Source organism: Acidovorax sp. SRI_002 (assembly GCF_057586455.1).
The window spans coordinates 22,046-47,106 of sequence record NZ_JBYCZW010000005.1; the positions used below are offsets into that span (position 1 = coordinate 22,046).

A 25,061-nucleotide genomic window follows, 5' to 3' on the forward strand; every position below is an offset into this window, starting at 1 on the left:
ACCTCCTCACAAAGAGAGGGATAAATGAGGAATCTCACCACATACAGGGTAATCGCCACTGCACTGGCTTTGCCACTGTTAGTCGCCCCATTTGGCAACGCCCAGGCGGGCGATGCCGAAGAGCGCGGCGAAATCGTCGTTCTGTTCATCAAAAACTATTCTTCGGGCGACTACGCCAAATTGGACGCTTGGTACACCAAGGCACTGCGGGAAGACGCACGCATGCCCTCCGGCGTTTACCGCGCCAACCGGTTGGTTCGATCCATAGGGTTCGGCGGGGTTTCGCCCCTGCCGCCTTGCGCCAAAGAGCCTTGCCCGCGCGTGAACGACACTTTCTGGGTCGAACACCAGCAACGGGCTCAGGCTTGGCTCGCACAGAACCCCCAGTCCACTCTGGCCGCAATGACCCTGGCCAGCGCCTACAGCAAGCAGGCGTGGGCCTATCGGGGCGGAGGCTATGCCAACACCGTGCGCGATGAGGACATGAAGAAGTTCCAGGAACTCAACCATGAGGCCCTACGCGCCCTTTTTGCGAGCGCCGAGTACGGTCGCAAGGATCCAAACTGGTGGACCCAATTACTGACCTACGCGCAGTATGGCCAAGTCAGCCGCCATGACTATGCCAAGCTGGCCCAGGACGCCATCGCCGCCTTTCCCAAAAACCACGACATCTACTTCACCATCTCGCATAGCCTGCTACCGCAGTGGGGCGGCAGCTACAAGGCAATTGCCGACCTGGCGGCGCAGGCCGTGGCGAACACAAAGACAGACGAAGGGCAGACCTTTTACGCTCGCATCTACTGGAATGTCTACGGTAGTCTAGCCCACCAGGGCGCCGCTGTATTCACTCGTCCGGACGTGGACTGGACTCGCATCCGCGCGGGCTTCGAGGACCTGGTCAAACGCTACCCGGACAACTACAACCTCAACTCATACGCCCGCCTAGCCTGCGTGGCGGCCCAGGACAAGAAGACCACCGCAGCGGTGCTACAGCGAATCGGTCAAGACGTTGTACCGGACGCCTGGGAAGGTCGCAATGAGTATGCGCGCTGCAAAAGCTGGTCGCAGGATGGAACGCCGTAATGTGGCGCTCACCACTGGCGGTGGCTGCTCTCTCTAGCGCAATGGTCGGTACGTGCGTAGCTCAACCAACCTTTCGTGATTACTTAGATGCCTACCAAAGCCTGGAGCGCCAGGAGTTCGCAGAGGTAGAGCGCCTGTATGCCATCGCATCACAACAGCCCGCCAGCAACTCCAGCCGAAATGGGGCCGAATCCTTCTTCAGCGCCCTGCGAGTAGGCAGCGGCGGCACGGGTGGCAACACGCCCAAAGCTGCAGCCGCCTGGAACCTGGCGCTGCAATGGATACAGGCTTCGCCGAATAGCGTGCCTGCCGCTATCTTCCTGGGCCGACTGGCGATGCGCGATGCCCCCGCCAACCGCGACTGGGTAGCCCAAGAACACCAGACTGCACACGCCACCAGGGCCCTGGAAGAGGTCAAAGAGCAAGGTCGCCTGGACCCGATGTGGAGTGCCACATACATCGCCCTGAAGTCCATGAGCGGAGCCACGCCTGCGCAGACGCTGGCACTGGTGAAAGCCCATCTGCCAGCCATGTCGGAGCCGGGCGAGATGTTCTTTGAAGAAGTGGTGGCCGCACTGAACCTCAAAAGCACGGACGCCGTTTCCCAGCTAAGGGAGCTATCTAACCTCGCAGTGCAACGTACGGCCAACACGCAAGGCACGGGAATGCATGCCGTGATCTACCTCGCAGCCTTCCACCACTGGCCAGCGCTGCGACTCAACCCATTCAAACCCGGACTGACAGACTGGAAAACGATAGACACATCCCTCACCGACCTCGGCAACCGCCGCCAGGACTCAATCAACCAAGTTCATCATGCCGCGCTGGCTTGCCTGGCCCAGGACCGGAAACGAGTAGTCGAACTGTTAACCGGACTACCTGAACCCAAGGGCATCAGCACATCGATATGGCGCTCATGGGGGGGCGAACCGTTCTACCAACGTTGCAAAACATGGGCGTATGGGCAACCCGTGCCCGCATGACAGCGTCCGGTAGTGCTCGAGGACAATCTGCACCACCCAATCTGCCGGGGATGCCTGATATGGACTTTTCAACGGCCCATCACGACTGCATAGCTGCTCACATCACTCGTTGAAACTGCAACAGGTGTGCAGGGAAATCGAACCATAGTTAACTTGAGAGGCAACCTTGCAGAGCAACCGGTGCTCCCAATTAAATTCACTCTGCCTCGATCTTCGAAGTCTTCACCACCGTGGCCCAGCTGGAAAGGTCCGCCTTGACCTTGTCACCCAGCTGCGCCGGGGTCTGGTAGTCAGCCGTGGCGCCTTGCTCTTGCGCCTTTTGCTGGAAGGCCGCGCTTTGCACCACGGTGCGGATGTCGGCAGTGAGCTTGTCCACCACCGGCTTGGGCACTGCAGCGGGTACAAACAACGCGAACCACGACGTGGCATCGACCTTGGGGTAACCCGCCTCGGCCGTGGTGGGCACATCGGGCAGGCTGGGCAGCCGCTGCTTGCCCGTCACGGCCAGCACGCGCAGCTTGCCGCTGGCGATGTGGGGCATGAACGGAGGCGCGGTGCCAAAAGTCAGGTCCACCTGCCCACCCAGCAGGTCCTGCAGCGCGGGGCCCGTGCCTTTGTAGGGCACGTGGACCATCTTGATGGAGCCCTGCTGCTCCAGCATGGCGCCCGTGACATGCTGCAGCGAGCCGTTGCCCGATGAGGCGTAATTGAGCTTGCCGGGGTTGGCCTTGGCATAGGCCATCAGCTCAGGCAGCGTCTTCACGGGCAGGTCGTTGCGCACCACGATGATCTGCGGGGCCGAGATCACGTTGGCCACGGGCTGAAAGTCGGCCTGGTCCCACTGCTTTTGTTTGGTGATGTGGGGCGAGATGACGTGGTAGCCCGAGTACTGCATGAACACGGTGTAACCATCGGGCTCGGCGCGTTTGACGATGCTGGCGGCAATATTGCCGTTGCCACCGCCCTTGTTGTCCACGATGACCGACTGGCCCAGCACCGGCGACAGGGCCTGGGCCAGCATGCGGGCCGACAGGTCGGTGGTGCCACCTGCGGCGGTGGGCACCACCATGGTCACGGTCTTGGTAGGGTAGGCGCCTTGCGCCAGGGCAGAAGCCCAAAAGCCGGTGGCGATGGCCGCCAGGGCCAGGGACGTGAATTGCTTGCGATGCAGGTTCATGCGATGTCTCCGCTTTCTCTGTTGTTGAATGTCGTTCCGGGGCGGCGGCTGGGCAGCCAGCACCCGCCATAGCCATCTCAGGCGTTCAATCCACGGTGGCGCCGGTGTCCTTGACCACACGGCTCCACTTGGGCAGGTCGGACTGCACCAGCGCCGCCAGTTGCGCTGCCGTACCCTTGAAGGGTTCACAGCCCACGGTAGCCAGCTTGTCCACCACGTCCTTGTGCTCCAGCGCCCGGGCCACCTCGGCCTGCAGCTGCGCCACGATGGGCGCGGGCGTGCCGGCCGGGGCAAACAGCGCGTACCAGGGCGCCTGGCCAAAGCCCTTGATCGTCTCGCCAATGGTGGGCGCATCGGGCAGCGCAGCCACGCGCTTTTCATTGACCACGCCCAGCACCTTGAGCTTGCCCGCCTTGATGAACGCAATGGCCGACGGCAGGCTTTGCACCGACAGCGGCACCTGCCCGCCCACCACGTCGGTGGCGGCTGCGGCAGAGCCCTTGTACGGGATGTGCTGCAGCTGGATGCCAGCGGCTTTTTGCAGCATCTCGCCGATCAGGTGGTTCAGCGTGCCGTTGCCCGCCGAGGCAATCGAATACTTGCCAGGGCTGGCCTTGGCCAAGTTCACCAGCTCGGCCACGTTGTTGGCGGGAAAAGACGGGTGCGCCACCAGCACATAACCGGCCGTGGCGACAGGGGCCACGGGGGCAAAATCTTTCACCGGGTCAAAGCCGGGGTTCTTGTACAGCGCGGGGCCAATCACATGGGCGCTGTCGGCCGTCAGCAGCAGGGTGTAGCCATCGTTGCGCGCGCGGGCCGTGGTGCCCGTGGCCAGGGTGCCGCCGGCACCAGGGCGGTTTTCCACGATCACGCTCTGGCCCAGTTGCTCGCCGAGCTTTTGCGCCACCACGCGCGCAATGGCGTCGTTGGCGCCACCCGCAGCCTGGGGCACGACCACGGTGATGGGCTTGGAGGGGTATTTGTCCTGCGCGCCCGCTGCGAAGGCAGCGGAGCACAGCACGGCGGCGGTGAAGATGCGGCGGGTCAGTGGGGCGGGGAAGGTCATGGCTTTTGTCTCCTGGTGTTATGTGTGAATGCAGGCTCGCCCGCGCTCAGCGGGCCAGCGCCCTTTCACGGATCGCTTCGAAATCGGCAGGCACCGGGTGCAGCGCCAGGCGCGGACCCGCCTTGGCGATCTGGCTGGGAATGTCGTGGCCAATGAACGCAGGCAGTTGTTGCGCAGCGGCCACCAGATGCACCAGATCCACCCCGGTGTCATAGCCCATCAGCGCCAGCGCATGCACGATCTCTTCGCTGCACACATTGCCGCTGGCGCCCGGCGCATAGGGGCAGCCGCCCAGACCGCCCAGCGAGGCATCGAACCGGTCCGCACCCGCATCGATGGCCGCCAGCACGTTGGCAAGGCCCATGCCGCGCGTGTTGTGGAAATGCAGCGTGAACTCCACACCCGGCCAGCGCGCGCGGGCCGCCGCCGTGAGCTCGTGCACCTGCGTGGGGTAGGCCATGCCCGTGGTGTCGCACAGCGTGATGCCACGCACGCCCCGATCCACAAAACGCTGCACCCAGCCGAACACATCGGCCTGGGGCACGTCACCTTCCATGGGGCAGCCGAACACACACGACAGCGACACATTCACCGCCACTTTGGCGCCCTGCGCCAGCGCCACCACCTGCGCCAACGCCGCGAACGATTGTTCCTGCGTCATGCGCAGGTTGGCCAGGTTGTGGGTGGCGCTCACCGACATGACGAGATTCAGCTCGTCCGTGCGCGACTCGATGGCGCGCTCGGCCCCGCGCAGGTTGGGCACCAGTGCGGTGTAGACCGTGCCAGGGCGGCGCAGGATCTCGCGCATGACGACCTCGGCATCCTTGAGCGCGGGGATGGCGGTGGGCGAGGTGAACGAAGTCACCTCGATCTTGGACAGGCCCGCTGCCGACAGCGCATTGCACAGCGCGATTTTGTCGGCCGTGGGCACAAAGGCCTTCTCCATCTGCAGGCCGTCGCGCAGGCCGACCTCCTGCATGTGGATGCGGCGGTTCGCGCCCTGCCACACGGTGTTGGATGCACTCATTGAATGACCCCCTTGCTGCGCATCAGGGCGATCTGTTCGGCCGTCAAACCCGCCTCGGCCAGCACCGCATCGGTGTCATCGCCCAAATGCGGCGCGCTGCTGCGGATGGTTCCGGGCGTGCCCGAGAGCTTGGGCACGATGCCCGGCACTTCCACGCTGTAGCCGTCGCGCGTCTGCTGGGTCAGCAGCATGCCGCGTGCGCGGTAGTGGGGGTCTTCGGCGATGTCCTTGGCGGTGTAGACCTTGCCCGCCGGCACGCGGGCGGCGCCCAATGCATCCAGCACCTGCTGCACAGTGCGCTGCGCGCTCCAGACGCCGATCGCGGCGTCGATCTCCTCCACGCGGGCCACGCGGCCGGTGTTGTTGGCCAGGTCCGGCGCCGCGCCCAGGTCGGGCCGGCCGATGGCGTCCATCAACCGCTTGAAAATGCTGTCGCCATTGCCCGCCACCAGCACCCAGCCGTCCGTGCAAGGGTAGGCGTTGCTCGGCGCAATGCCCGGCAGCGCGCTGCCCGCAGCCTCGCGCACGGCGCCAAAGGCGCTGTATTCGGGGATCAAGCTTTCCATCACGTTGAACACCGCCTCGTGCAGCGCAACGTCGATCACCTGGCCTTTGCCGCCGTTGACCTTGCGGTGGTACAGCGCCGTGAGCACGCCGATGGTGCCGTGCAGCGCCGCCAGCGTGTCGCCAATCGACACCCCGACGCGCACCGGCACGCGACCGGGCTCGCCCGTCAGGTGGCGCAGGCCGCCCATGGCCTCGCCGATGGCACCAAAGCCCGGCAGGTCGCGGTACGGCCCGGTCTGGCCGTAGCCCGAGATGCGCAGCATGACCAGGCCGGGGTTGAGCACGTGCAGTTCCTCGGGCGACATGCCCCAGCCTTCCAGCGTGCCGGGGCGGAAATTCTCGACCAGCACATCGGCCTCGGCGATCAGCTGGCGAGCTATTGTTTGCCCCTCCTTTTGCCGCAGGTCCAGCGCCACCGAGCGCTTGTTGCGTGACTGCACTTGCCACCAGACGGAGGTGCCTTCCTTGATCAGGCGCCAGTTGCGCAGCGGGTCGCCGGTCTCGGGCGCTTCGATCTTGATCACGTCGGCGCCAAACTCGCCCAGCGTCTTGCCGCAGAACGGCCCGGCAATCAGCTGGCCCATTTCGATGACGCGCACGCCTTGCAGTGCGGCGGGGGATGCAATGGAATCCATGGAAATGTGTGTCTCCTGCGGGCGGTGATGCTGGGCGGGAATGATGCGCACCTGCGGCCCTCCTGCAAAACGCTCAAGCAACAAGCCACCATCGCAATCCGGCATGGCAAGCAAGCGGCTTGCTACCATCGGTGCCCCATGAAACTCGACCCCGTCTCCCTGCGCCTGTTCGTTGCCGTGATGGAAGAAAACACCATCGCCGCTGCCGCCGCGCGCGAGCACCTGGCCGCATCGGCCGTCAGCCGCCGCCTGGCCGACTTGGAAGACGCGCTGCAGGTGGCCTTGTTCACCCGCAGCAACAAAGGCACCGAGCCCACCGCCGCCGCGTTTGCGCTGCTGAACCTGGCGCGCGGTGTGCTGAACGATCTGGACGGCATCGCCACGCAGATGCGCGACTACGGCACGGGCGTGCGCGGCCACGTGCGTGTGGTGGCCAATATTTCGGCCATCACGCAGTTTTTACCCGCCGAGTTGCAGAGCTTTTTAGAGCAACACCCTCAGGTGGATGTGCGGCTGCAGGAGCAGATCAGCACCGCGATTGCCCAGTCCGTGGCCGAGAACGCCGCCGACGTGGGCATCCTCAACGAAGGCAGCTACGGCGAACGCGTGACGCTGCTGCCCTACCACACCGACGAACTGGTGCTGGTGGTACCCACCGGCCACGCGCTGGTGCGGCGCAAGTCCGTGCGCCTGGCAGACGCCCTGCCTTTTGACTTTGTGGGCGCGCACCCGGGCAGCGCCATCAACAACCAGCTGACCCGCGCGGCCGCCGAGGCGGGCCTGCCACTGCGCCTGCGCATGCAGGTGACGAGCTACGACGCGCTGTGCCTCATGGTCAACGCGGGCCTGGGTGTGGGCGTGATGCCCCGTGGCAGCGCCGCGCTGTACCGGGGCACGCTGGCCATCCGCACCGTCACGCTGAACGAGACCTGGGCGCAGCGGCGGCTGGCGCTGTGTGTGCGGTCTGAAGAATCGCTCTCCAGCGTTGCCCGGCTGCTGGTGGAGCACCTGCGCGCGCAGCCAACGGGGCCATCACCATGAGCCGCCCCCTGCCCCCGCTCCAGTGGGATGTGTTCTGCCGCGTGATCGACAACTTTGGCGACATCGGCGTGTGCTGGCGCCTTGTGGCGCAACTGGCCGCGCTGGGCCACCGCGTGCGCCTGTGGGTGGACGACGCTTCGGCCCTGCAGTGGATGGCGCCCCAAGGCTGCCCCGGCGTGGAGTTGCGCGCCTGGGGTTCGCCACCACCGAGCCCTGATGAACCCGCCGCCGATGTGATGGTGGAGGCCTTCGGCTGCGATATTGCTCCTGAATTCATAGCTTATAGCGCTTATCCATCAAGCGCTAAAGGCAAAAAATACTCCAAACCAGTCTGGATCAACCTGGAATACCTGTCGGCAGAAGCTTACGTGGAGCGCAACCACAGGCTGCCGTCGCCCATCCTGTCCGGCCCCGCCGCAGGGTGGACGCGCTGGTTCTTCTACCCTGGCTTCACGCCCGGCACGGGCGGCTTGCTGCGCGAACCCGACCTGATGGCACGGCGCGAGGCGTTTGACCGCAGCGCCTGGCGTGCAGAACACGCCGCCGCCTTCGGGCTGGGCGATGGTTGCGCCGAGCAGCGCTGGGTTTCGCTGTTCTGCTACGAACCCGCTGCCTTGCCGGAGCTGCTGCGGCACAGCCAGACACGGCCCACGCAGTTGCTGGTGACTCCGGGCCGCCCCACGGCCGCCGTGCGGGCTGCATTGGCTGAGGGCTGTGATCAAAATATCGCTCAAAAGGGTCTCCAGCGCTTATCTGACAAGCGCGATCAGCTATCAATTTCATATCTACCCCACCGCCCCCAGCCTGCGTTTGACGAGATGCTCTGGGCCTGTGACTTCAACGCCGTACGCGGCGAGGACTCGCTGGTGCGGGCGCTGTGGGCGGGCCAGGCGTTTGTGTGGCAGATCTACCCACAGCACGACAACGCGCACCACGACAAGCTCTGGGCGTTTCTGGACTGGCTGCAGGCCCCCACATCGCTGCGGCAGTTCCACGCGACCTGGAACGGACTGGACGCCGAGCCGCTGCAATGGCCCGGCGACGACACCCTGGCCGAGTGGACGGCCTGCACCCAGGCCGCCCGTGCGCGCCTGCTGATGCAGGACAACCTCGTCGCACAACTTTTGGGCTTTGTCGCCGAAAAACGGTAAAATCCGAGGCTTTGCGCAAATCAGGTACGGCACAGCAGTGCCACCACCCCGCGCACTTTCGCCGCAGAACATGCACCGGCGCGCAAACCAGGCGGTTTGCCAGCCCGCGCGTTGAGCGGCCCCAACCCAAGCAACTTGCTATGAAAATCGCTCAAGAAATCCGCGCCGGCAACGTCATCATGCACGGCAAGGACCCCATGGTGGTCCTGAAGACCGAATACGCCCGCGGCGGCCGCGGTGCAGCCACCGTGCGCATGAAGCTCAAGAGCCTGATCGGCAACTTCGGCACCGAAGTCGTGTTCAAGGCCGACGACAAGATCGACAACGTGATCCTGGACAAGAAGGAGTGCACCTACTCCTACTTCGCCGACCCCATGTACGTGTGCATGGACACCGAGTACAACCAGTACGAAGTGGAAGCCGAAAACATGGGCGACTCGCTGAACTACCTGGAAGACGGCATGACCGTGGAAGTGGTGTTCTACGACGGCAAGGCCATCTCGGTCGAACTGCCCACCAGCGTCGAGCGTGAAATCACCTGGACGGAACCCGCCGTCAAGGGCGATACCTCCGGCAAGGTCATGAAGCCTGCCAAGATCGCCACCGGCTTTGAAGTGCCCGTGCCCCTGTTTGTCAGCCAAGGCGACAAGATCGAAATCGACACCCGCACCGGCGAATACCGCAAGCGCGTGTAAGCTGCCATGCGCAGTTCTCCCTTGCGGGAGAACGACCACAAAAAAAGGCTTCCCTCGGGAAGCCTTTTTTCATGGCATTTTTAGCCGCCAGCGCTTATCTGCAAAGCGCAGATAGCTATCAATTACATAGCTATCAAATGGGTTGCGCCACCAGATCGTGCCCACGCACGCCGACAATGCGCGCCTTGGTGAACTCGCCCACCTTCATGGTCTTGCTGATCTTCTCGGGCGGCAGCAGCTGCACGGTGCCGTCGATCTCGGGCGCATCCGCATAGGTGCGGCCCACACCGCCCTTGCGGCCCAGGCCGGGAGCCGAATCCACCAGCACCTGCATGGTGGCCCCCACGCGGCGCTGCAGCTTGGCAATCGACACCTCTTCGGCTACAGCCATGAAGCGGGCACGGCGCTCTTCGCGCACTTCCAGAGGCAACATGCCCGGCAGCTCATTGGCAGCAGCACCCGTCACATCACTGTAGGCAAAGCAGCCCGCACGGTCGATCTGCGCCTCGCGCACAAAATCGAGCAGGTGCTGGAACTCTTCTTCCGTCTCGCCAGGGAAGCCAGCGATAAAGGTGCTGCGGATCACGATCTCGGGACAGGCCTCGCGCCAGCGCTGGATGCGCTCCAGGTTGCGCTCGCCGCTGGCCGGGCGCTTCATGCGCTTGAGCACGTCGGGATGACTGTGCTGGAAAGGCACATCCAGGTAGGGCAGCACGCGGCCCGTGGCCATGAGCGGGATCACCTCGTCCACGCTGGGGTACGGGTACACGTAGTGCAGCCGCACCCAGGCGCCGTAGGGCTCGGCGATCTCGCCCAGCGTCTGCACCAGCTCCAGCATGCGCGTCTTGACCGGCTTGCCGTCCCAGAAGCCGGTGCGGTACTTCACATCCACACCGTAGGCCGACGTGTCCTGGCTGATGACCAGCAACTCCTTGACGCCACCTTCAAACAGGGCCTTGGCCTCGCTGAGCACATCGCCAATGGGCCGCGACACCAAGTCACCGCGCATGGAGGGGATGATGCAGAAGGTGCAACGGTGGTTGCAGCCTTCGCTGATCTTGAGGTACGCATAGTGCTTGGGCGTGAGCTTGATGCCCGCAATACCAAAGCTGCCCGGCACCAGGTCCACAAACGGGTCGTGCGGCTTGGGCAGGTTCAGGTGGACGGCATCCATCACCTCTTGTGTGGCATGCGGACCGGTCACGGCCAGCACGCTGGGGTGCATCTGGCGCACCATGTTGCCGCCGTCGTCGCCCGTGCGGGCGCCCAGGCAGCCGGTGACGATGACCTTGCCGTTCTCGGCCAAGGCTTCGCCAATGGTGTCTAGGCTTTCCTTGACGGCGTCGTCAATGAAGCCGCAGGTGTTGACGATGACCAGGTCCGCGCCCTGGAAGGTCTTGGAGGTTTCGTAACCCTCCGCGCTCAGCTGCGTGAGAATCAACTCGGAATCGGTCAGCGCCTTGGGGCAGCCCAGGCTGACGAATCCGACTTTGGGTGTTTTGGTGGGGGCAATTGCTTCGCTCATATCCCCGTATTGTCCCAGTTCCGGCGTCAGACCGGTGGGACGGGCAATTGCCTGCAATGCCTGCGACTCGCCGCGACCTATGAAACTGGCGCGATCCTAGGCCAGCGGCCACCGCGCAAGCGCCGCCCCGCCGCGCTGGCGGCGTCCCCCTGGGGGGAAGCCGCGAAGCGGCTCCGGGGGGGCTACCGCTTGAGTCCAAACGCGCCCAGCATCTGCTCCGTCTGCTTTTGCATCTGCTCCTGCATCTGCGTGAGCATGGACTGCGACTGCTCCACATAGTTGCCCATCATGCCCTTGAGCATGGGCGATTGCAGGCTCATGAACTGGGCCCACATCTCTGGCGTCACGCTCTGCGACTGCTCGGCCAGCTTGGCCTGAACGTCGGTAAACGCCTGTACGTTCTTCTCCAGGTACGCGCCCATGAAACCCTGCATGGCATGGCCATAAAAACGGATGATGTTGGCCAGCACCGCCTCGGTGAACATGGGTGCGCCACCGGCCTCTTCTTCCAGAATGATCTGCAGCAGAATGCTGCGCGTGAGGTCTTCGCCCGTCTTGGCGTCGCGCACTACCACCTGCTGGTTGGCCATGACCAACTGGCGCACCTCGGCCAGGGTGATGTAGGTGGAGGTGTCTGTGTCGTACAGACGGCGATTGGGGTATTTTTTGATGACACGCTGCGCCGACTTGGGCGCGGCACTTTTCTGTTCGGACACGACGAACTCCTCGGGCTGGAAGCCCATGTATTGCAGTGCAGCACATTCTAGGGAACGGGCAGCCCGGCACCAGCAAAGGAATACCCTGATGACTAGCTGCGCGCCACTGTCGCCGGGGTGACACTGGCCAGACCAGGTAGCGTCACCACGCTAGGCGCAGCCGTCACAGGCCTGCACCAGCCCATCAACCGGTGCGGCGCACCGTCTGACAGCTGAATACGTTTGCCGGTGCGATAGTGGGCGTTTGCCCTCTTTTCCACACGATGCTCGAAAGTTTGCAGCTCTCCCCCTGGCTCGCTACGGCGGTAGCGGCCTTGTTTGCCACGACCTTGGCAGCCATCGCCCATCGGATGGTCGCCATCGTTCTGCGCCGCGCAACAACCCCCCTCCCTGTGGTGCAGACCGTGGTGCTGGCATGCATACCGGTCATGCGGATTCTGCTGCCGTTGATCGCGCTGCAACTGGTATGGCAAGCCGCCAGCGATGATCTGCCTTACATCGGCGGTATCCGCCATCTCAATGGCCTGGCGGTGATTGGCGGGGCCTGCTGGCTGCTGATTGCCGCAATTGGCGGCCTGGCCAATGGCGTCATTGCCCAACACCCCGCAGATGTGGAAGACAACCTCACCGCCCGACGCATCGCCACCCAGGCACGCGTGCTGTCGCGCACGGCGATGACCGGCGTGGTGATGGCGGGCCTCGCGCTCATGCTCATGACTTTTCCAGGGGCCCGGCAAGTAGGTGCCAGTTTGCTCGCGTCAGCCGGGGTGGTGGGGATTGTGGCGGGCATTGCAGCGCGCCCGGTCTTCAGCAACATGATCGCCGGCCTGCAGATCGCACTGGCCCAGCCCATCCGCATCGACGATGTGCTCATTGTCGAAGGGGAATGGGGACGGGTAGAAGAAATCACCAGCACCTATGTGGTGCTGCGCATCTGGGACGAGCGGCGCTTGATCATCCCGCTGCAGTGGTTTATAGAAAACCCGTTTCAAAACTGGACACGCACCAGCTCTGAAATCCTGGGAACCGTTTTCCTGTTTGCCGACTACCGCCTGCCGCTGGACCCGCTGCGGGCCGAATTGCAGCGGGTGCTGGAAACCGCACCAGAGTGGGACAGGCGAGTGAACGTGCTGCAGCTCACCGATGTGACCGAGCGCACCATCCAGATCCGCGTGCTGGTCTCCGCACGATCATCCAGCCTGGCGTTCGACCTGCGGTGCAGGGTGCGCGAAGCGCTGGTGACGTTCATTCAACGCGAATACCCGGACTGCCTTCCACAAGTGCGTGTGCCTGCATAGGGGGATGAAGCACCGACGAGACCACTCGAGCAAGAGCCCCTGTTGAAGGCCTGAGCCAAGGCAGCGCTATCGATGCACCCACAAGAAGCCCCGCCACATGTCGCCACGATAGCAACCATGCCGGAGCATGGGCATTCTTCCTCAATAGCCCATCTTGAAGTACGCCACGGCAAGCACCGCGACGATGGCGGCGAGAGCAGCAAGCCAGAAGATCCGGATGTCGTACAGACCCAGTTCAGGATCAGTGTCCACAAAACCCTGGTGGACACTTGAAGAATTGGATGGAGTGTTCATGGTGGCATCCCTTCTCTTTGAAGCCACCAAAGTTATCGCGACCCCGTGCGTCTTCGTGTCAGACAAAAACCAATTCATTGATTTGCCGCCAGGCACGCAGGCGCCGTCACCCTCGGTGAACCCAATGGGTGCAAGGAGCCAACAAAGAAGTTCGTCGGTATCCCCAGGGCGATGAACGACCGCGACGCCCGACACCGCATAAAAAGAGGACTGATTCGAGCGCGACCAAAGAAAAAGCCACCTGTAAAAAGGTGGCTTTTTGCTTTTTGAAACCTGCTCAAGGTTTCCACAAGTTTTTCAGTGGTCTGAAAGCTGGTTTCTTTCAGGGAAAAACTTGGTAGGCGCGATTGGACTCGAACCAACGACCCCCACCATGTCAAGGTGGTGCTCTAACCAGCTGAGCTACGCGCCTGTCGTTGTTTAGACCACGATTATAGCCATAAAAATCGGGTGCTTCGATCAAAACAGCACAGCAAACGGCAAAGAGATGTTCGTGGCTCTTGTTCCATGCCTACCGTCCCGCCACTCAGCGTCTGCGCGCGGAGCGCACACCGGGCACGCCGGCCACGATGCCCAACACCTTGTTCAGCCGGCCCGAATCGGCAACCTCCACCGTGAAGGTCATCCACGCCGTGCCTTTCACCGACTGCGTCTGCACGCCGATCACATTGGTCTTCTCGCGCGCAAAGACTTCGGAGATATCGCGCAGCAGGCCCTGGCGGTCGGCGGCTTCCACGGCGACGTCCACGGGGTACACGGCAGCCAGTGCAGCCGATTTGGAGGTGGAGCCCCACTCCACATCAATCACCCGCTCAATGCTGCGTGCGGCCATTTCGCGGAAGTTGCTGCAGTCGGCCCGGTGCACGCTCACGCCCTTGCCCCGCGTGACAAAACCACGGATCAGGTCCGGCGGAGCTGGCTTGCAGCACTTGGCCAGCTGGGTCATCAGCGAGTCAATGCCCACCACCAGCACGCCGCCCTTGGGTGCGGCATCGTTGGTGCGTGTTTTCTTGAGCAACAAATAGTCGTCGGGCTGCAAAACCGGCTCGGGCGGTCGCAGCACCGTTTCGATGTTGCGTAGCGAGAATTCATCCTTGCCCACCACTTCGAACAAGGCATCGGCGGACTTGAAGCCCAGTTGCACCGCCAGATCGTCGAGCTTGATGGCAGTCTTGCCCTCGCGCTGAAGCAGCTTTTCGACCGCCTCGCGCCCACGGGCCACGGTTTCGTGTGTGGCCTGGGCGTTGAACCAGGCACGCACCTTGGCTTTGGCGCGGTTGCTGGTGAGGTAGCCCAGCTCAGCATTGAGCCAGTCGCGTGAGGGGCGGCCTTCCTTGACGGTAGATATCTCCACCGTCTGTCCGTTTTGCAGCGGTGTGTTGAGCGGCACCATCGCGCCGTCCACCCGGGCGCCCCGGCAACGGTGCCCGACACTCGTGTGCACGGCATACGCAAAGTCCACCGGTGTGGCGCCCTGGGGCAGCTCCACCACAGCAGCATCTGGGGTCAGCACATAGATGCGGTCTTCAAACAGGCCCCGGTTGGGCAAGGCACCCGACAGATCGCGCTCCCAGGCCAGCAACTGGCGCAGCACCGCAATCTTGGCGTCGTATTCACCGGTGGCCGAAACCCCTGCATAGCCCTTGCTGCCTGCCTCTTTGTAGGCCCAATGCGCCGCCACTCCGTGCTCCGCATGGTCGTGCATGGCCTGGGTACGGATCTGGATCTCGATGGGCTTGCCGTTGTCGTCGCGCACGATGGTGTGCAGCGACTGGTAGCCATTGGGCTTGGGCTTGGCGATGTAGTCGTCAAACTCCTCAACGATGGGCTTGAACTGCTCGTGCACCCAGCTCAGGGCCGCGTAGCAGTCCTTCACCGTGGGCACCACCACGCGCAGCGCGCGGATGTCAAACACCTGATCGAAGTTGAGCGACTTGCCGCGCATCTTCTTGACGATGCTGTAGATGTGCTTGGGGCGCCCCTGCACGCTGGCGCTGATGCTGCGTGCGCGCAGGTCGGATTCAAGCCGCGCGCGCAGCTGCTCCATGTACACCTCGCGCTCGCCCCGCTTTTCGTCGAGCAGGCGGGCCACTTCCTTGTAGGTGTCAGGCTCCAGGAAGCGAAAGGACAGGTCCTCCAGCTCCCACTTGACCTGCCAGATACCAAGGCGGTTGGCCAGCGGTGCAAACACCTGCAGCGACTCGCGCGCCAGGCTGGGCGATACGGGGCGCTTGCTGGCCGCATGAAAACGCAGCGTCTGCAGGCGCGAGGCCAGGCGCAGCATCACCACACGCAGGTCGCGCGAGAAGGCGAGCAGCATCTTGCGCACGTTCTCGGTCTGCACGGCGGGGTCTTCCAGGTGCTCTGCGGTGCGGGCCTGCTGCTGCACGCGCATGAGCTTGGTGGTCTCTACCGCCAGCGCGGCAAAGTTGGCACCAAAGGCCTTGGCGATCACCTCCTCAGGCTTGTTCAGATGAATGCACGCATGCACCAGGTAACTGGCGGCCTGCATGGCCTCCGAGCCGCCAATGCCCTTGAGGATGGCAGCCACGGCATCGGCGTGGGCCAGCGTGTTTTCGCCGGAATCCAGCGTTTCGCCAGCCATCAAGGGCTCGGCAAACGCGCGCGCACGCGCCAGCGCGTTCACCTGCTCAGGCAGGGTGTGTGCGGTAGCGGCAATGAGCTGGGGGACGGCGTCGGCCTGGGGGGTGTGGGACGCCTGTGCGGGAGGGTAGGTTTTCATCCGGCCACAACACCTTCCGCCGAAAGCAAAAAGCCGGTGACCGCAGCCACCTGATCGCCCGCCACCAGCGTGGGAGCATGCCCCACGCCTTCAAATTCGACCACGTGTGCCCGGGGCCCGCGCTGCGCCATGGCCTGCGCGGTTTCGCGAAAGAGCAGGTCAGACTGTGCACCGCGCAGCAGCAAGGTGCGGGCCGTGATGTGGTCGTACAGCTGCCACAGCATGGCCTCGCCGGCCACAGCAGACTCCTGCGTCAATGTTTTGAATGGCACCGCGATGGCCGGGTCATAGTGCAGCGTGATGCCACCACCCGCAGATTCCGGCAACGCGCGCACCATGGCACGCGACAAGTCCAGCCACTGCTCGGGTGTATGGGGGCCAAAGCTGGTGGAAATCGCCCACATGGCGTCGGCCGCCTGCTGGAGCGACTCGAACCGCGCCTGTTGCCCCAGGTACAAGCCGATGCGCTGCAGGGCCTCCCACTGGATGACGGGGCCCACGTCGTTGAGTACCAGCCTGCGCACAGGCACCGGCAAAGGCAACCCCGGCTGGCCCGCAATGCCCATGCCGATGAGCCCCCCCATGCTGGTGCCCACCCAGTCGAGGGTGGTGATGGGTGCATGCTGGTGCACCTGGGCCAGCATGGCCAGCATGTCCGCGGCGTATTGGGCAATCTGGTAGCCCATGGGGTCAGTCAGCCAGTCGCTCTGGCCGCGCCCGACCACGTCGGGGCAGATCACGCGGGCATGCTGGCTCAACGCACGGGCCAGGGTGTCGAAGTCGCGCCCCTGGCGCGAGAGGCCATGCACACAGACCACCACATGGGGATGCGCCGGATTGCCCGTGGCATTCCACTCCCAGTAAGCCATGCGATGGTGTGTAGCCGCAGATGCGGAGGAGTTACCGGAAGACACCACAGGCGCCCCCGGGCCAGGGCACAGTACGTAGTTCAGCGTAGGTTCAATCATGGGTGCGAAATCCGGGGGCAGCGCTCGATAATGCAGGAGCCGTCGGCACCCATTGTTCGTTCATGCGTGCCGACTTTTTCTTGCGTTGCATCGTAATTCATTCGGAGAGACTCACATGCTGAAAGGCAAAACCGCCCTCGTCACCGGCTCCACCAGTGGCATTGGTCTTGGCATCGCCAAGGCGCTGGCCCGCCAAGGTGCCAACATCGTGCTCAATGGCTTTGGCGATGTGGATGGCCCCCGCGCCGAGGTGCTGGCAGCTGGCGAAGCTGCTGGCGCCAAAGTGGGTTACCACGGTGCAGACATGAGCCGGGTGGCCGACATCGAGGACATGATGAAGTACAGCGCCGCGCAGTTCGGGCGCGTGGACATCCTGGTGAACAACGCAGGCATCCAGCACGTGGCCAATGTGGAAGACTTCCCCGTGGAGCGCTGGGATGCAGTGATCGCCATCAACCTCACAAGCGCCTTTCACACATCGCGCCTGGCGCTGCCGGCCATGAAGAGTGCCAACTGGGGCCGCATCATCAACGTGGCATCGGTGCACGGCCTGGTGGGCTCGGCACAGAAGGCTGCGTACGTGGCGGCCAAACACGGCATCGTGGGTCTGACCAAGGTGACGGCGCTGGAGAACGCCACCAGCGGCGTGACCTGCAACGCCATCTGCCCTGGCTGGGTGCTGACGCCCCTGGTGCAAAAACAGGTGGATGCCAAGGCGGCCGAACACGGCCTGTCGAACGATGACGCCAAGAAGCTGCTGCTGGGCGAAAAAGAGCCGTCCATGCAGTTCACCAAGCCCGAAGAACTGGGCGAGCTGGCTGTGTTCTTCTGCTCCCCCGCCGCCAACAATGTGCGTGGCGTGGCATGGAACATGGATGGCGGCTGGGCAGCGCAGTGAGAAAGCACGCGCGAGCGTCTGATCGCTGGTGGCATGCCAGCACAGGCGCCCGGTAAACTGCAAAATTGATAGCTGCCAGCGCTTACCAGATAAGCGCTGGCGGCCAATATTTCCTAAAAAATCAGCGCATCTGCACCGAACCCGACACGTTCACGATGACCTGGGCCTTGCCCGCTTCGACCGGCACGGCGGAATCAGAGAACGAGCCCGCCTTGGCCTCCATGGCCATCATGCGCGGACGTGGCCCGGGCACCATCTCATTGCTGTTCACCGCCACCTCGCGCAGGCTGTAGTTGCTGAAGCCAAAACCCTTGGCCAGTTCGGCCGCGCGTGCCTTGAACTGTTCGATGGCCTGGGTCTGGGCTTCGCCCTCCACCTTGGCCCGGGCCTCGCGCGACAGGCCGAAAGCCACATTGCTGATGGCCAGCGTCTGGATCTTGCCGGCCGTGGCCGTGATGCGCGCGAAGTCGCGGCCTTCCAGCACCAGCTCGGCACGACCCTGCCAGCCGTTGATCTTCCCGTCCTTGCCATAACGCGGGTACAGCCCGAAGGGGCCGGTACGCACATCGAGCTGTCCGGGCTGGGCGTTGCGCTTGGCTTCGGCCAGGGCTGCGTCCAGCGCCTGCTTGAGCTGTGTCTGTACTGTGGCGGCGTCGGCAGCCTCCTTGCTGGTGGCAAGGTTGAGCACCAGCAGGTCCTGCTGCACCTCCACCGTGCCCGTGGCCGACAGCTGCACGACATTGCGCAGCTCGGGGGGTGGAGAATTTTGAGCAAAAGAGGCACCAGCGCAAGCAATCAAAACGCCAGCAGCTATCAATTTAGTAGTAATTTTCATCACAAAGGTGTCCTTGATATCGGTGCACGGCCCGGGGCCGGGCCATGCGGGGCACCACCTTAACCGCACTGCCCATGCGTTGCGATGAAGCCCCTCCACCGCGCATGCGAAGCTGGGCAAAACTTGTAACAGTTGGTCAAACCCAGCCCCAAAACCCGAACTTCGGCGTTCCAAGTGGTCAGAATCGGCTCTGTTACAAATTGGACTTGGGATCAAGATGGCCACAACAACCAATCGCACCGACAAAGTTCTGGTGGTGGACGACGATGCACGAATCCGTGATCTGCTGCGCCGCTACCTCACGCAGGAAGGCTTTGAAGTCATGGTCGCCGAAGACGGCAAGGCGCTCAACCGCCTTCTGCTGCGCGAAACCGTGGACATCATCGTGCTCGACCTGATGATGCCGGGCGAAGACGGGCTTTCCATCTGCCGCCGCCTGCGTGCCGCCAATGACCGCACCCCCATCATCATGCTCACCGCCAAAGGCGAGGACGTGGACCGCATCGTGGGCCTGGAAGTGGGCGCCGACGACTACCTGGGCAAGCCCTTCAACCCCCGCGAACTGTTGGCCCGCATCCACGCTGTGCTGCGCCGCCGCCCCGCACAGGAAGCGCCTGGCGCCCCCTCGGGCGACAACGAGGTCGTGACCTTTGGTCCCTTTACCTTCGACCTGGGCACCCGCGCACTGCAGCGCAATGGCGAAGAACTGCCCCTGACCACCGGCGAATTTGCCATGCTCAAGGCGCTGGTGCGCCACCCACGCCAGCCCCTTTCGCGCGAAAAGCTGGCCCTGCTGGCCCGTGGCCGCGAGTTTGAGCCGTTTGACCGCAGCCTGGATGTGCAGGTGTCGCGCCTGCGCAAGCTGGTGGAGGTGGATGCCGCCGCCCCGCGCTACATCCAGACCGTGTGGGGGGTAGGCTACGTGTTCGTGCCGGACGGAACCAGCTGACCCCTCTTTCCTTGCCTGTATGCACAATTCCGACGGCAATTCGAGGTCGAGATCTTCATCATCGGTCCGGCAGTCCGTGACCGCTTCCCCCGACGCCACCAGCCCCGCCCCCCTGGAGTCCTTGCGACAGGCCCGGGAGCAGCGGGCGCGTGTGGGCCTCAATCTCTTCTGGCGCACTTTCTTCCTGCTGGCGCTGCTGTTGGTGGGGAGCATTCTGGCGTGGCTGCAGACCTTGCGGGCGCTGGAGTTCGAGCCGCGCACCCTGCACACCGCGCAGCAGATCGCATCGCTGGTGAACCTGAGCCGCGCGGCGCTGGTGCATTCCGACGCCATTGCTCGTGTGTCGCTCATCAAGACCATGGCCGACCAGGAAGGCGTGCGCATCCTGCCGCGCGAGCCGCGCGACAAGTTCGAGCTTCTGGAGGGCACGGCCCTGGGCAACCGCCTGACCGACGAACTCACCCAGCGCCTGGGGCCCGACACCATCGTGGCGCAGAACGTGAATGGGGAAACCGGCCTGTGGGTCGGCTTCAACATCAATGGCGATCCCAACTGGCTGCTGATGGACCGCTCGCGCTTCAGCCCGGCGGGCGGCCGCACCTGGCTGATCTGGCTGATCACGGCAGGGGCGTTGTCCTTGGCCGGTGCGGCGGCCATTGCGCGGCTGATCAACCGGCCTCTCAAGCAGCTCTCTTACGCGGCCAACCGCGTCAAGGACGGCGACTTCGCAGCCAGCCACCTCGACGAGGAAGTGGTGACCAGCGAAATCCGCGAAGTGAATATCGGCTTCAACCGCATGGCGCAAAAATTGGCCAAGCTGGAGCAGGACCGCGCCGTGATGCTGGCGGGCATTTCGCACGACCTGCGCACGCCGCTGGCGCGCCTGCGGCTGGAAACCGAGATGAGCGTGACCGATGAAGTGGCCCGCGAGCACATGGTGGCAGACATCGTGCAGCTCGACGCCACGATCGACAAGTTCCTCGACTACGCTCGGCCGGACCATGTCACGCTGACACCGGTCAACCTGCATGCCGTGGTGTCGTCCTGCGTCTATGCCGTGCAAGACCATCGCGAACTGCAGATCACGATGTCCGTGCCCGAAGACCTCAACGTGCTGGCCGACGAAGTGGAACTGGCCCGCGTGATCTCCAACCTGCTCGAAAACGCGCGGCGCTACGGCAAGGCCGAGGACACCGGCATCACCAACGTGGACATTGCCGCCAAAGGCCGTGAGAACTGGGTGCTGGTCAAACTGCGCGACCATGGCCCCGGCGTGCCACCCGAGCAGTTGTCGAATCTGACCAAGCCCTTCTTTCGCGGTGACTCTGCGCGCACCGCAGCGGCAGGCGCGGGGCTGGGGCTCTCCATCGTGGACAAAACCGTGCAGCGCATGGGCGGCATCTTTGCACTGGCCAACTCCAGCACCGGCGGCCTGGTAGCCCACCTGCAGTTGCAGCGGGCCACTGATCTGCCCGAGGGTGCAGACCCCAAGCAGCGGCTGCAGCGCCCGTCCGTCAAACGCCAGCTGCCGCGGCGTCGCGCCGAAGACCGGATGGCGTGATCGCCCCGCACTGCCCCATGTACAAAGCCCTCACCTGGAGGGCTTTGTTTTTGGCGCATCCTCTCGGCATCCGAAGGTGGCGGCGACCAGACCGCAAGAGCCCTCAGCGCACCATGCAGGGCGCCTTGTTGTTGAACTTCCAGCCTGGGATCAGGAACTGCATGGCAACTGCGTCGTCGCGTGCGCCCAGGCCATGCTGCAAGTACAGGCGGTGGGCACGCTCGACCTCGTCCATGTCCAGCTCCACGCCCAGGCCGGGCTTCTTGGGCAGCTGGATGAAGCCGTCCTTGATCTGGAACGGTTCCTTCGTCAGCCGCTCACCGTCCTGCCAGATCCAGTGCGTGTCAATCGCCGTCACGCGGCCAGGGGCGGCGGCGCCCACGTGGGTGAACATGGCCAGCGAGACGTCGAAATGGTTGTTCGAGTGCGAACCCCAGGTCAGGCCGAAGGCCTGGCACATCTGCGCCACGCGGACCGACCCGGCCATGGTCCAGAAGTGCGGGTCGGCCAGCGGGATGTCCACCGACTGCAGGGCCAGGCTGTGCGCCATTTCGCGCCAGTCGGTGGCGACCATATTGGTGGCGGTGGGCAAGCCCGTGGCGCGGCGAAATTCCGCCATCACCTCGCGGCCCGAAAACACGCCTTCGGCGCCGCAGGGGTCTTCGGCATAGGCCATCACGCCGTGCAGATCACGCGTGAGGCGAATCGCATCTTTCAGCAACCAGCCGCCATTGGGGTCCAGCGTGACGCGCGCTTCGGGAAAGCGCTCATGCAGCGCGCGGATGGCCTCGACCTCTTCCTCGCCGCGCAGCACGCCGCCCTTGAGCTTGAAGTCGGCAAAGCCATAGCGCTCGTACGCCGCCTCGGCCAGGCGCACGATGCCGTCGGCCGACATGGCCTTCTCGTTGCGCAGGCGGAACCAGTCGTTGTCGGCACCGGGCTCGGTGCGGTAGGCCAGGTCGGTCTTTTCGCGGTCGCCCACGTAGAACAGGTAGCCCAGCATCTGCACCGCCTCGCGCTGCACGCCGTCGCCCAGCAGCGCGGCCACGGGCACATCCAGGTGCTGGCCCAGCAGGTCCAGGAAGGCGGACTCCACGGCCGTGACGGCGTGGATGGTGACGCGCAGATCAAAGGTTTGCAGGCCGCGTCCGCCTGCATCGCGGTCGGCAAACTGCGCGCGCATGGCGTTGAGCACGGCGTTGTGGTGCCCGATGGGGCGGCCCATGATCAGCGATCGCGCATCCTCGATGGTCTGGTGAATCTTCTCGCCGCCGGGCACCTCACCCACCCCGGTGTTGCCCGCGCTGTCGCGCAGGATGATCAGGTTGCGCGTGAAGAAGGGGCCGTGTGCGCCGCTCAGGTTCATGAGCATGCTGTCGTGGCCCGCCACGGGCACCACGCGCAGCTCGGTGACAACGGGGGTGCTGGCGACGGAAGGGATGGAGGAGGTGGTCATGGTGGTCTGGAAACGAAGATGGGGCGGGCTAAAGCGCCCCGTGACAAGGCTCAATCGGCAGTGATTTTTCGGGTTTCGATGACGGTCTTCCAGCGCGCGAATTCGCGCGCCTGGTAGGCGGTGAAGGCTTCGGGCGTGCTGGCCACGATCTCCAGGCCCTGGTCGAGCATGCGCTTCTTCACGGCGGGGTCGTTCATGGTGGCGATGGCTGCGTCCGAAAGCTTCTTCTTCACGGCGGCAGGCAGGCCCTTGGGCGCGGCCATGCCTTGCCACGAGTAGACCTCGGCACCGGCCACGCCAGCCTCGGCCAAGGTGGGCACGTCGGGCAGTACGGGGCTGCGCTTGTCGCCGGTGACGGCAATCGCGTGCAGCTTGCCCGCCCGGATGTGCTGCAGCACGGCGTTCACGTTCTGGAACGAGAACTCCACCTGCCCGCCCAGCAGGTCGTTGATGGCCGGTGCTCCGCCCTTGTAAGGGATGTGCAGGCCTTCGGTGCCGCTCTGCTGCCAAAAAACCTCGGCCGAGAGGTGGTCCGACGAGCCGTTGCCCGAGCTTGCAAAGCTCACCTTGCCAGGATTGGCCTTGAGCTGGGCAATCACCTCTTGCACGGTGCGCGCCTTCTGATTGGGGGCAGCCACCAGCACGTTGGGTGCCTGCACGGGCACGGTGATGTAGTCAAAGTCCTTGAGGGCGTCGTACGGCACGCTTTTGAGCAAGTGCGGCGCCACCACAAACGCACCGAGCGACGACACCAGCAGCGTGTAGCCGTCGGGTGCGGAACGCTTCACCGCACCAGCCCCAGCGTGCCCGTGGCACCGGGGCGGTTGTCCACCACGAAGTTCTGGCCCAGCTTGTCGCCCATGTGCTGCGCCATGGCGCGGGCCACCATGTCGGTGGAGCCCCCTGCCGGAAAAGGCACGACGACGGTGACTGGTTTTTCGGGCCAGGGGGTGGCGGCGGTCTGGGCCGATGCAGCCAGAGCGATGGTGCAGGTACTGGCAATCAGCAGCAGTTTCTTGAACATGGGGAGGTCTCCTGAACAGTTGTGGAAGGGCCTTCTACGGGGCCTTGGTTGGGGAAAGTGAACCGGGGTGTGCCCAGGTTGACGACGAGCTGGCACCAACGTGAACATCCGCTCAATAAAAGCAAGAGGTCATACAAGCAGCTATTCATTCAATCAATCAACCCGGATTCAAGCCTCAAACACCTATTAACAGGCGCATTCTGAATGCCTGGACGGGCAAATGTTAACGTTAACAGTGGCATCAAAGACCATGGAAAACCCTTAGTTATAGGACCACCAACCCATTGATGGGAAAAGCGCTTGGAAGCCCCAGAGCGTTTGGCCTGCAGTCTGCGTTACGCTAGGCATCCACCCGCCTAACCAGCCCATGAGCATCCAAACACAGTTCTCTCTTCTCCGATTGCAGGGCGAGCCCCTGCCACAGGACCTTGCAGTCCTTCTCCATCACCAGGAAGAGCTGCAACGCCGCACCGGCGTCTGTATGGGCACAGCGGCCGACTGGGCCCCCTGGTTGGACACCAGCGACCTGAGCGAAGCCGAGCGGGCCGACCCCGAGATTGCTGCGAACCTTCGGGCCATCGCCGAGGTCTGCCGCCACATTGCTTTTGTGGTAGCCGATGATGAAGGCAATTACTTTGGCTACTGGCGCGGGCCGTCGTCAACACCCATTGCCGACAGTGTGGTGGTGCAACTGAGCAACGAAGCGCAGTTCTCGGTGTGCGGAACCGCGAACATCGCGGGTGCCATCCTGACCCAGTGTTGCTACGGCGGAACGTTCGACGAGACCCGCCAATGGTTTCTGCGCCTGGGTCTGACCGCCCTGCCCGCCTACCCCTATGACCTCGGCAATCCGCAGGTCACGCCCTCCCCGGCAGCCTTGCACGAGCAGCTTTTCAAGGCATATCTACCTGAGGCTGGGTAACTACACGCCCTACTTCGCTTTTCAGCGAAAAGGCGGAAACGGTAGCAGCGGTATCAGCGGACCGCGCTTCTTTGATCCTGTGGCCCTCAGCCAAAGCCATATGCACCCACTGTGCAAAAAAGAGGCTCGCAGGCCATCGCACCCGGGTGGGTGTGCACAGCATCGCAGCTTGCCGCTGTCCTGATGGTTGCGCTCGCGCGCGTGGATTTGCAGCTGGCGTAATGGACTGTAATCGCCTGCGCCCAACCCGCTCGATATTCTGAAGTGGTGCTGTTAAGGAAGACCGGCATAACCCTCGCGAGACGGTGGTAGCGCGGATGGAGATGGGGCACAAGGCGTCTTTTTGCAGCCAATAGCCGTGCTATTGGCAAGAAAAGCAACGCAGTGGACCGCCCGAGACCGCGCTATCACAGACCGCAGGGAGTTGTGCAGGTCATCCTCAAGGGC

21 protein-coding genes, 1 tRNA gene and 1 pseudogene are annotated in these 25,061 nt (G+C 63.8%); 10 read left to right on the plus strand and 13 right to left on the minus strand.

Annotated features, from left to right (window positions below; genetic code table 11):
- Positions 1-24 precede the first annotated feature (24 nt).
- Positions 25-1,083, plus strand: coding sequence for a hypothetical protein (locus AC2YJX_RS14155; protein ID WP_487256379.1), 1,059 nt, complete (start codon positions 25-27; stop codon positions 1,081-1,083).
- Entirely contained in the window at positions 1,083-2,066 is a 984-nt protein-coding gene (locus AC2YJX_RS14160; protein ID WP_487256380.1) for a hypothetical protein, read from the plus strand. Before AC2YJX_RS14155 ends, AC2YJX_RS14160 begins: the two co-directional genes overlap by 1 nt.
- A gap of 196 nt (positions 2,067-2,262) precedes the next feature.
- On the opposite strand, the gene AC2YJX_RS14165 is transcribed toward AC2YJX_RS14160, so the two are convergent.
- The 4 genes from AC2YJX_RS14165 to AC2YJX_RS14180 all read right to left on the minus strand — a co-directional run bounded on the left by AC2YJX_RS14165 (position 2,263) and on the right by AC2YJX_RS14180 (position 6,538).
- Positions 2,263-3,243 carry a Bug family tripartite tricarboxylate transporter substrate binding protein gene (locus AC2YJX_RS14165; RefSeq protein WP_487256381.1) on the minus strand — a complete coding sequence of 327 codons (981 nt, stop codon included), beginning with the start codon at positions 3,241-3,243 and terminating at the stop codon, positions 2,263-2,265.
- 85 nt (positions 3,244-3,328) lie between these two features.
- The gene (locus AC2YJX_RS14170; RefSeq protein WP_487256382.1) at positions 3,329-4,309 is read right to left on the minus strand and encodes a Bug family tripartite tricarboxylate transporter substrate binding protein; all 981 of its coding nucleotides are present in this window, start codon (positions 4,307-4,309) and stop codon (positions 3,329-3,331) included.
- A gap of 46 nt (positions 4,310-4,355) precedes the next feature.
- A complete protein-coding gene (locus AC2YJX_RS14175) occupies positions 4,356-5,336 on the minus strand; it encodes a hydroxymethylglutaryl-CoA lyase (protein WP_487256383.1) in 981 nt (326 codons plus the stop codon).
- Positions 5,333-6,538 (minus strand): CaiB/BaiF CoA transferase family protein, encoded by a 1,206-nt coding sequence (locus AC2YJX_RS14180; RefSeq protein ID WP_487256384.1) that lies wholly within the window; start codon positions 6,536-6,538, stop codon positions 5,333-5,335. Before AC2YJX_RS14180 ends, AC2YJX_RS14175 begins: the two co-directional genes overlap by 4 nt.
- Before the next feature lie 138 nt (positions 6,539-6,676).
- Here AC2YJX_RS14180 and AC2YJX_RS14185 point away from each other — a divergent pair, with 138 nt between their 5' ends.
- From AC2YJX_RS14185 to efp, 3 genes are all read left to right on the plus strand, one after another.
- Complete coding sequence (locus AC2YJX_RS14185) at positions 6,677-7,579, plus strand: LysR family transcriptional regulator (RefSeq protein WP_487256385.1); 903 nt, start codon at positions 6,677-6,679, stop codon at positions 7,577-7,579.
- On the plus strand, positions 7,576-8,730 hold the full coding sequence (gene earP / locus AC2YJX_RS14190) for an elongation factor P maturation arginine rhamnosyltransferase EarP (RefSeq protein WP_487256386.1): 1,155 nt from the start codon (positions 7,576-7,578) through the stop codon (positions 8,728-8,730). The genes AC2YJX_RS14185 and earP overlap by 4 nt, the downstream gene beginning before the upstream one ends.
- A gap of 140 nt (positions 8,731-8,870) precedes the next feature.
- On the plus strand, positions 8,871-9,425 hold the full coding sequence (gene efp, locus AC2YJX_RS14195; protein WP_008906801.1) for an elongation factor P: 555 nt from the start codon (positions 8,871-8,873) through the stop codon (positions 9,423-9,425).
- 133 nt (positions 9,426-9,558) lie between these two features.
- On the opposite strand, the gene rimO is transcribed toward efp, so the two are convergent.
- Positions 9,559-10,950 (minus strand): 30S ribosomal protein S12 methylthiotransferase RimO, encoded by a 1,392-nt coding sequence (rimO, locus tag AC2YJX_RS14200; RefSeq protein WP_121506860.1) that lies wholly within the window; start codon positions 10,948-10,950, stop codon positions 9,559-9,561.
- A 182-nt stretch (positions 10,951-11,132) separates the two neighbouring features.
- A complete protein-coding gene (phaR, locus tag AC2YJX_RS14205; protein ID WP_055402453.1) occupies positions 11,133-11,693 on the minus strand; it encodes a polyhydroxyalkanoate synthesis repressor PhaR in 561 nt (186 codons plus the stop codon).
- 236 nt (positions 11,694-11,929) lie between these two features.
- Between phaR and AC2YJX_RS14210 the strand changes: the two genes are divergently transcribed.
- Entirely contained in the window at positions 11,930-12,964 is a 1,035-nt protein-coding gene (locus tag AC2YJX_RS14210) for a mechanosensitive ion channel family protein (protein WP_487256387.1), read from the plus strand.
- Between the two features lie 141 nt (positions 12,965-13,105).
- Here the strand turns inward: AC2YJX_RS14210 and AC2YJX_RS14215 are convergent, their stop codons facing one another.
- The 4 genes from AC2YJX_RS14215 to AC2YJX_RS14230 form a co-directional block, all read right to left on the minus strand.
- Positions 13,106-13,258 (minus strand): hypothetical protein, encoded by a 153-nt coding sequence (locus AC2YJX_RS14215; protein ID WP_158603795.1) that lies wholly within the window; start codon positions 13,256-13,258, stop codon positions 13,106-13,108.
- A 335-nt stretch (positions 13,259-13,593) separates the two neighbouring features.
- Positions 13,594-13,670, minus strand: a tRNA-Val gene (locus AC2YJX_RS14220).
- Between the two features lie 114 nt (positions 13,671-13,784).
- Positions 13,785-16,001, minus strand: coding sequence for a RelA/SpoT family protein (locus tag AC2YJX_RS14225; RefSeq protein ID WP_431152623.1), 2,217 nt, complete (start codon positions 15,999-16,001; stop codon positions 13,785-13,787).
- A complete protein-coding gene (locus AC2YJX_RS14230; RefSeq protein ID WP_487256388.1) occupies positions 15,998-16,969 on the minus strand; it encodes an alpha/beta fold hydrolase in 972 nt (323 codons plus the stop codon). Before AC2YJX_RS14230 ends, AC2YJX_RS14225 begins: the two co-directional genes overlap by 4 nt.
- A gap of 115 nt (positions 16,970-17,084) precedes the next feature.
- On the opposite strand from AC2YJX_RS14230, the gene AC2YJX_RS14235 reads away from it, so the two are divergent.
- Positions 17,085-17,867 carry a 3-hydroxybutyrate dehydrogenase gene (locus AC2YJX_RS14235; protein ID WP_487256389.1) on the plus strand — a complete coding sequence of 261 codons (783 nt, stop codon included), beginning with the start codon at positions 17,085-17,087 and terminating at the stop codon, positions 17,865-17,867.
- A 121-nt stretch (positions 17,868-17,988) separates the two neighbouring features.
- Here AC2YJX_RS14235 and AC2YJX_RS14240 read toward each other — a convergent pair whose 3' ends face one another.
- Complete coding sequence (locus AC2YJX_RS14240; protein ID WP_121419678.1) at positions 17,989-18,702, minus strand: SIMPL domain-containing protein; 714 nt, start codon at positions 18,700-18,702, stop codon at positions 17,989-17,991.
- Between the two features lie 217 nt (positions 18,703-18,919).
- Here AC2YJX_RS14240 and ompR point away from each other — a divergent pair, with 217 nt between their 5' ends.
- The gene (gene ompR, locus AC2YJX_RS14245) at positions 18,920-19,651 is read left to right on the plus strand and encodes an osmolarity response regulator transcription factor OmpR (protein WP_010460834.1); all 732 of its coding nucleotides are present in this window, start codon (positions 18,920-18,922) and stop codon (positions 19,649-19,651) included.
- Between the two features lie 19 nt (positions 19,652-19,670).
- Positions 19,671-21,212, plus strand: coding sequence for an ATP-binding protein (locus AC2YJX_RS14250; protein WP_228894678.1), 1,542 nt, complete (start codon positions 19,671-19,673; stop codon positions 21,210-21,212).
- Between the two features lie 103 nt (positions 21,213-21,315).
- On the opposite strand, the gene gudD is transcribed toward AC2YJX_RS14250, so the two are convergent.
- Positions 21,316-22,668 (minus strand): glucarate dehydratase, encoded by a 1,353-nt coding sequence (gene gudD, locus AC2YJX_RS14255; RefSeq protein ID WP_487256390.1) that lies wholly within the window; start codon positions 22,666-22,668, stop codon positions 21,316-21,318.
- A 50-nt stretch (positions 22,669-22,718) separates the two neighbouring features.
- A pseudogene (locus AC2YJX_RS14260) lies at positions 22,719-23,692 on the minus strand (Bug family tripartite tricarboxylate transporter substrate binding protein).
- A 367-nt stretch (positions 23,693-24,059) separates the two neighbouring features.
- Here AC2YJX_RS14260 and AC2YJX_RS14265 point away from each other — a divergent pair.
- Positions 24,060-24,614, plus strand: a complete 555-nt coding sequence (locus AC2YJX_RS14265) for a hypothetical protein (protein WP_147433763.1) — start codon at positions 24,060-24,062, stop codon at positions 24,612-24,614.
- Positions 24,615-25,061 lie beyond the last annotated feature (447 nt).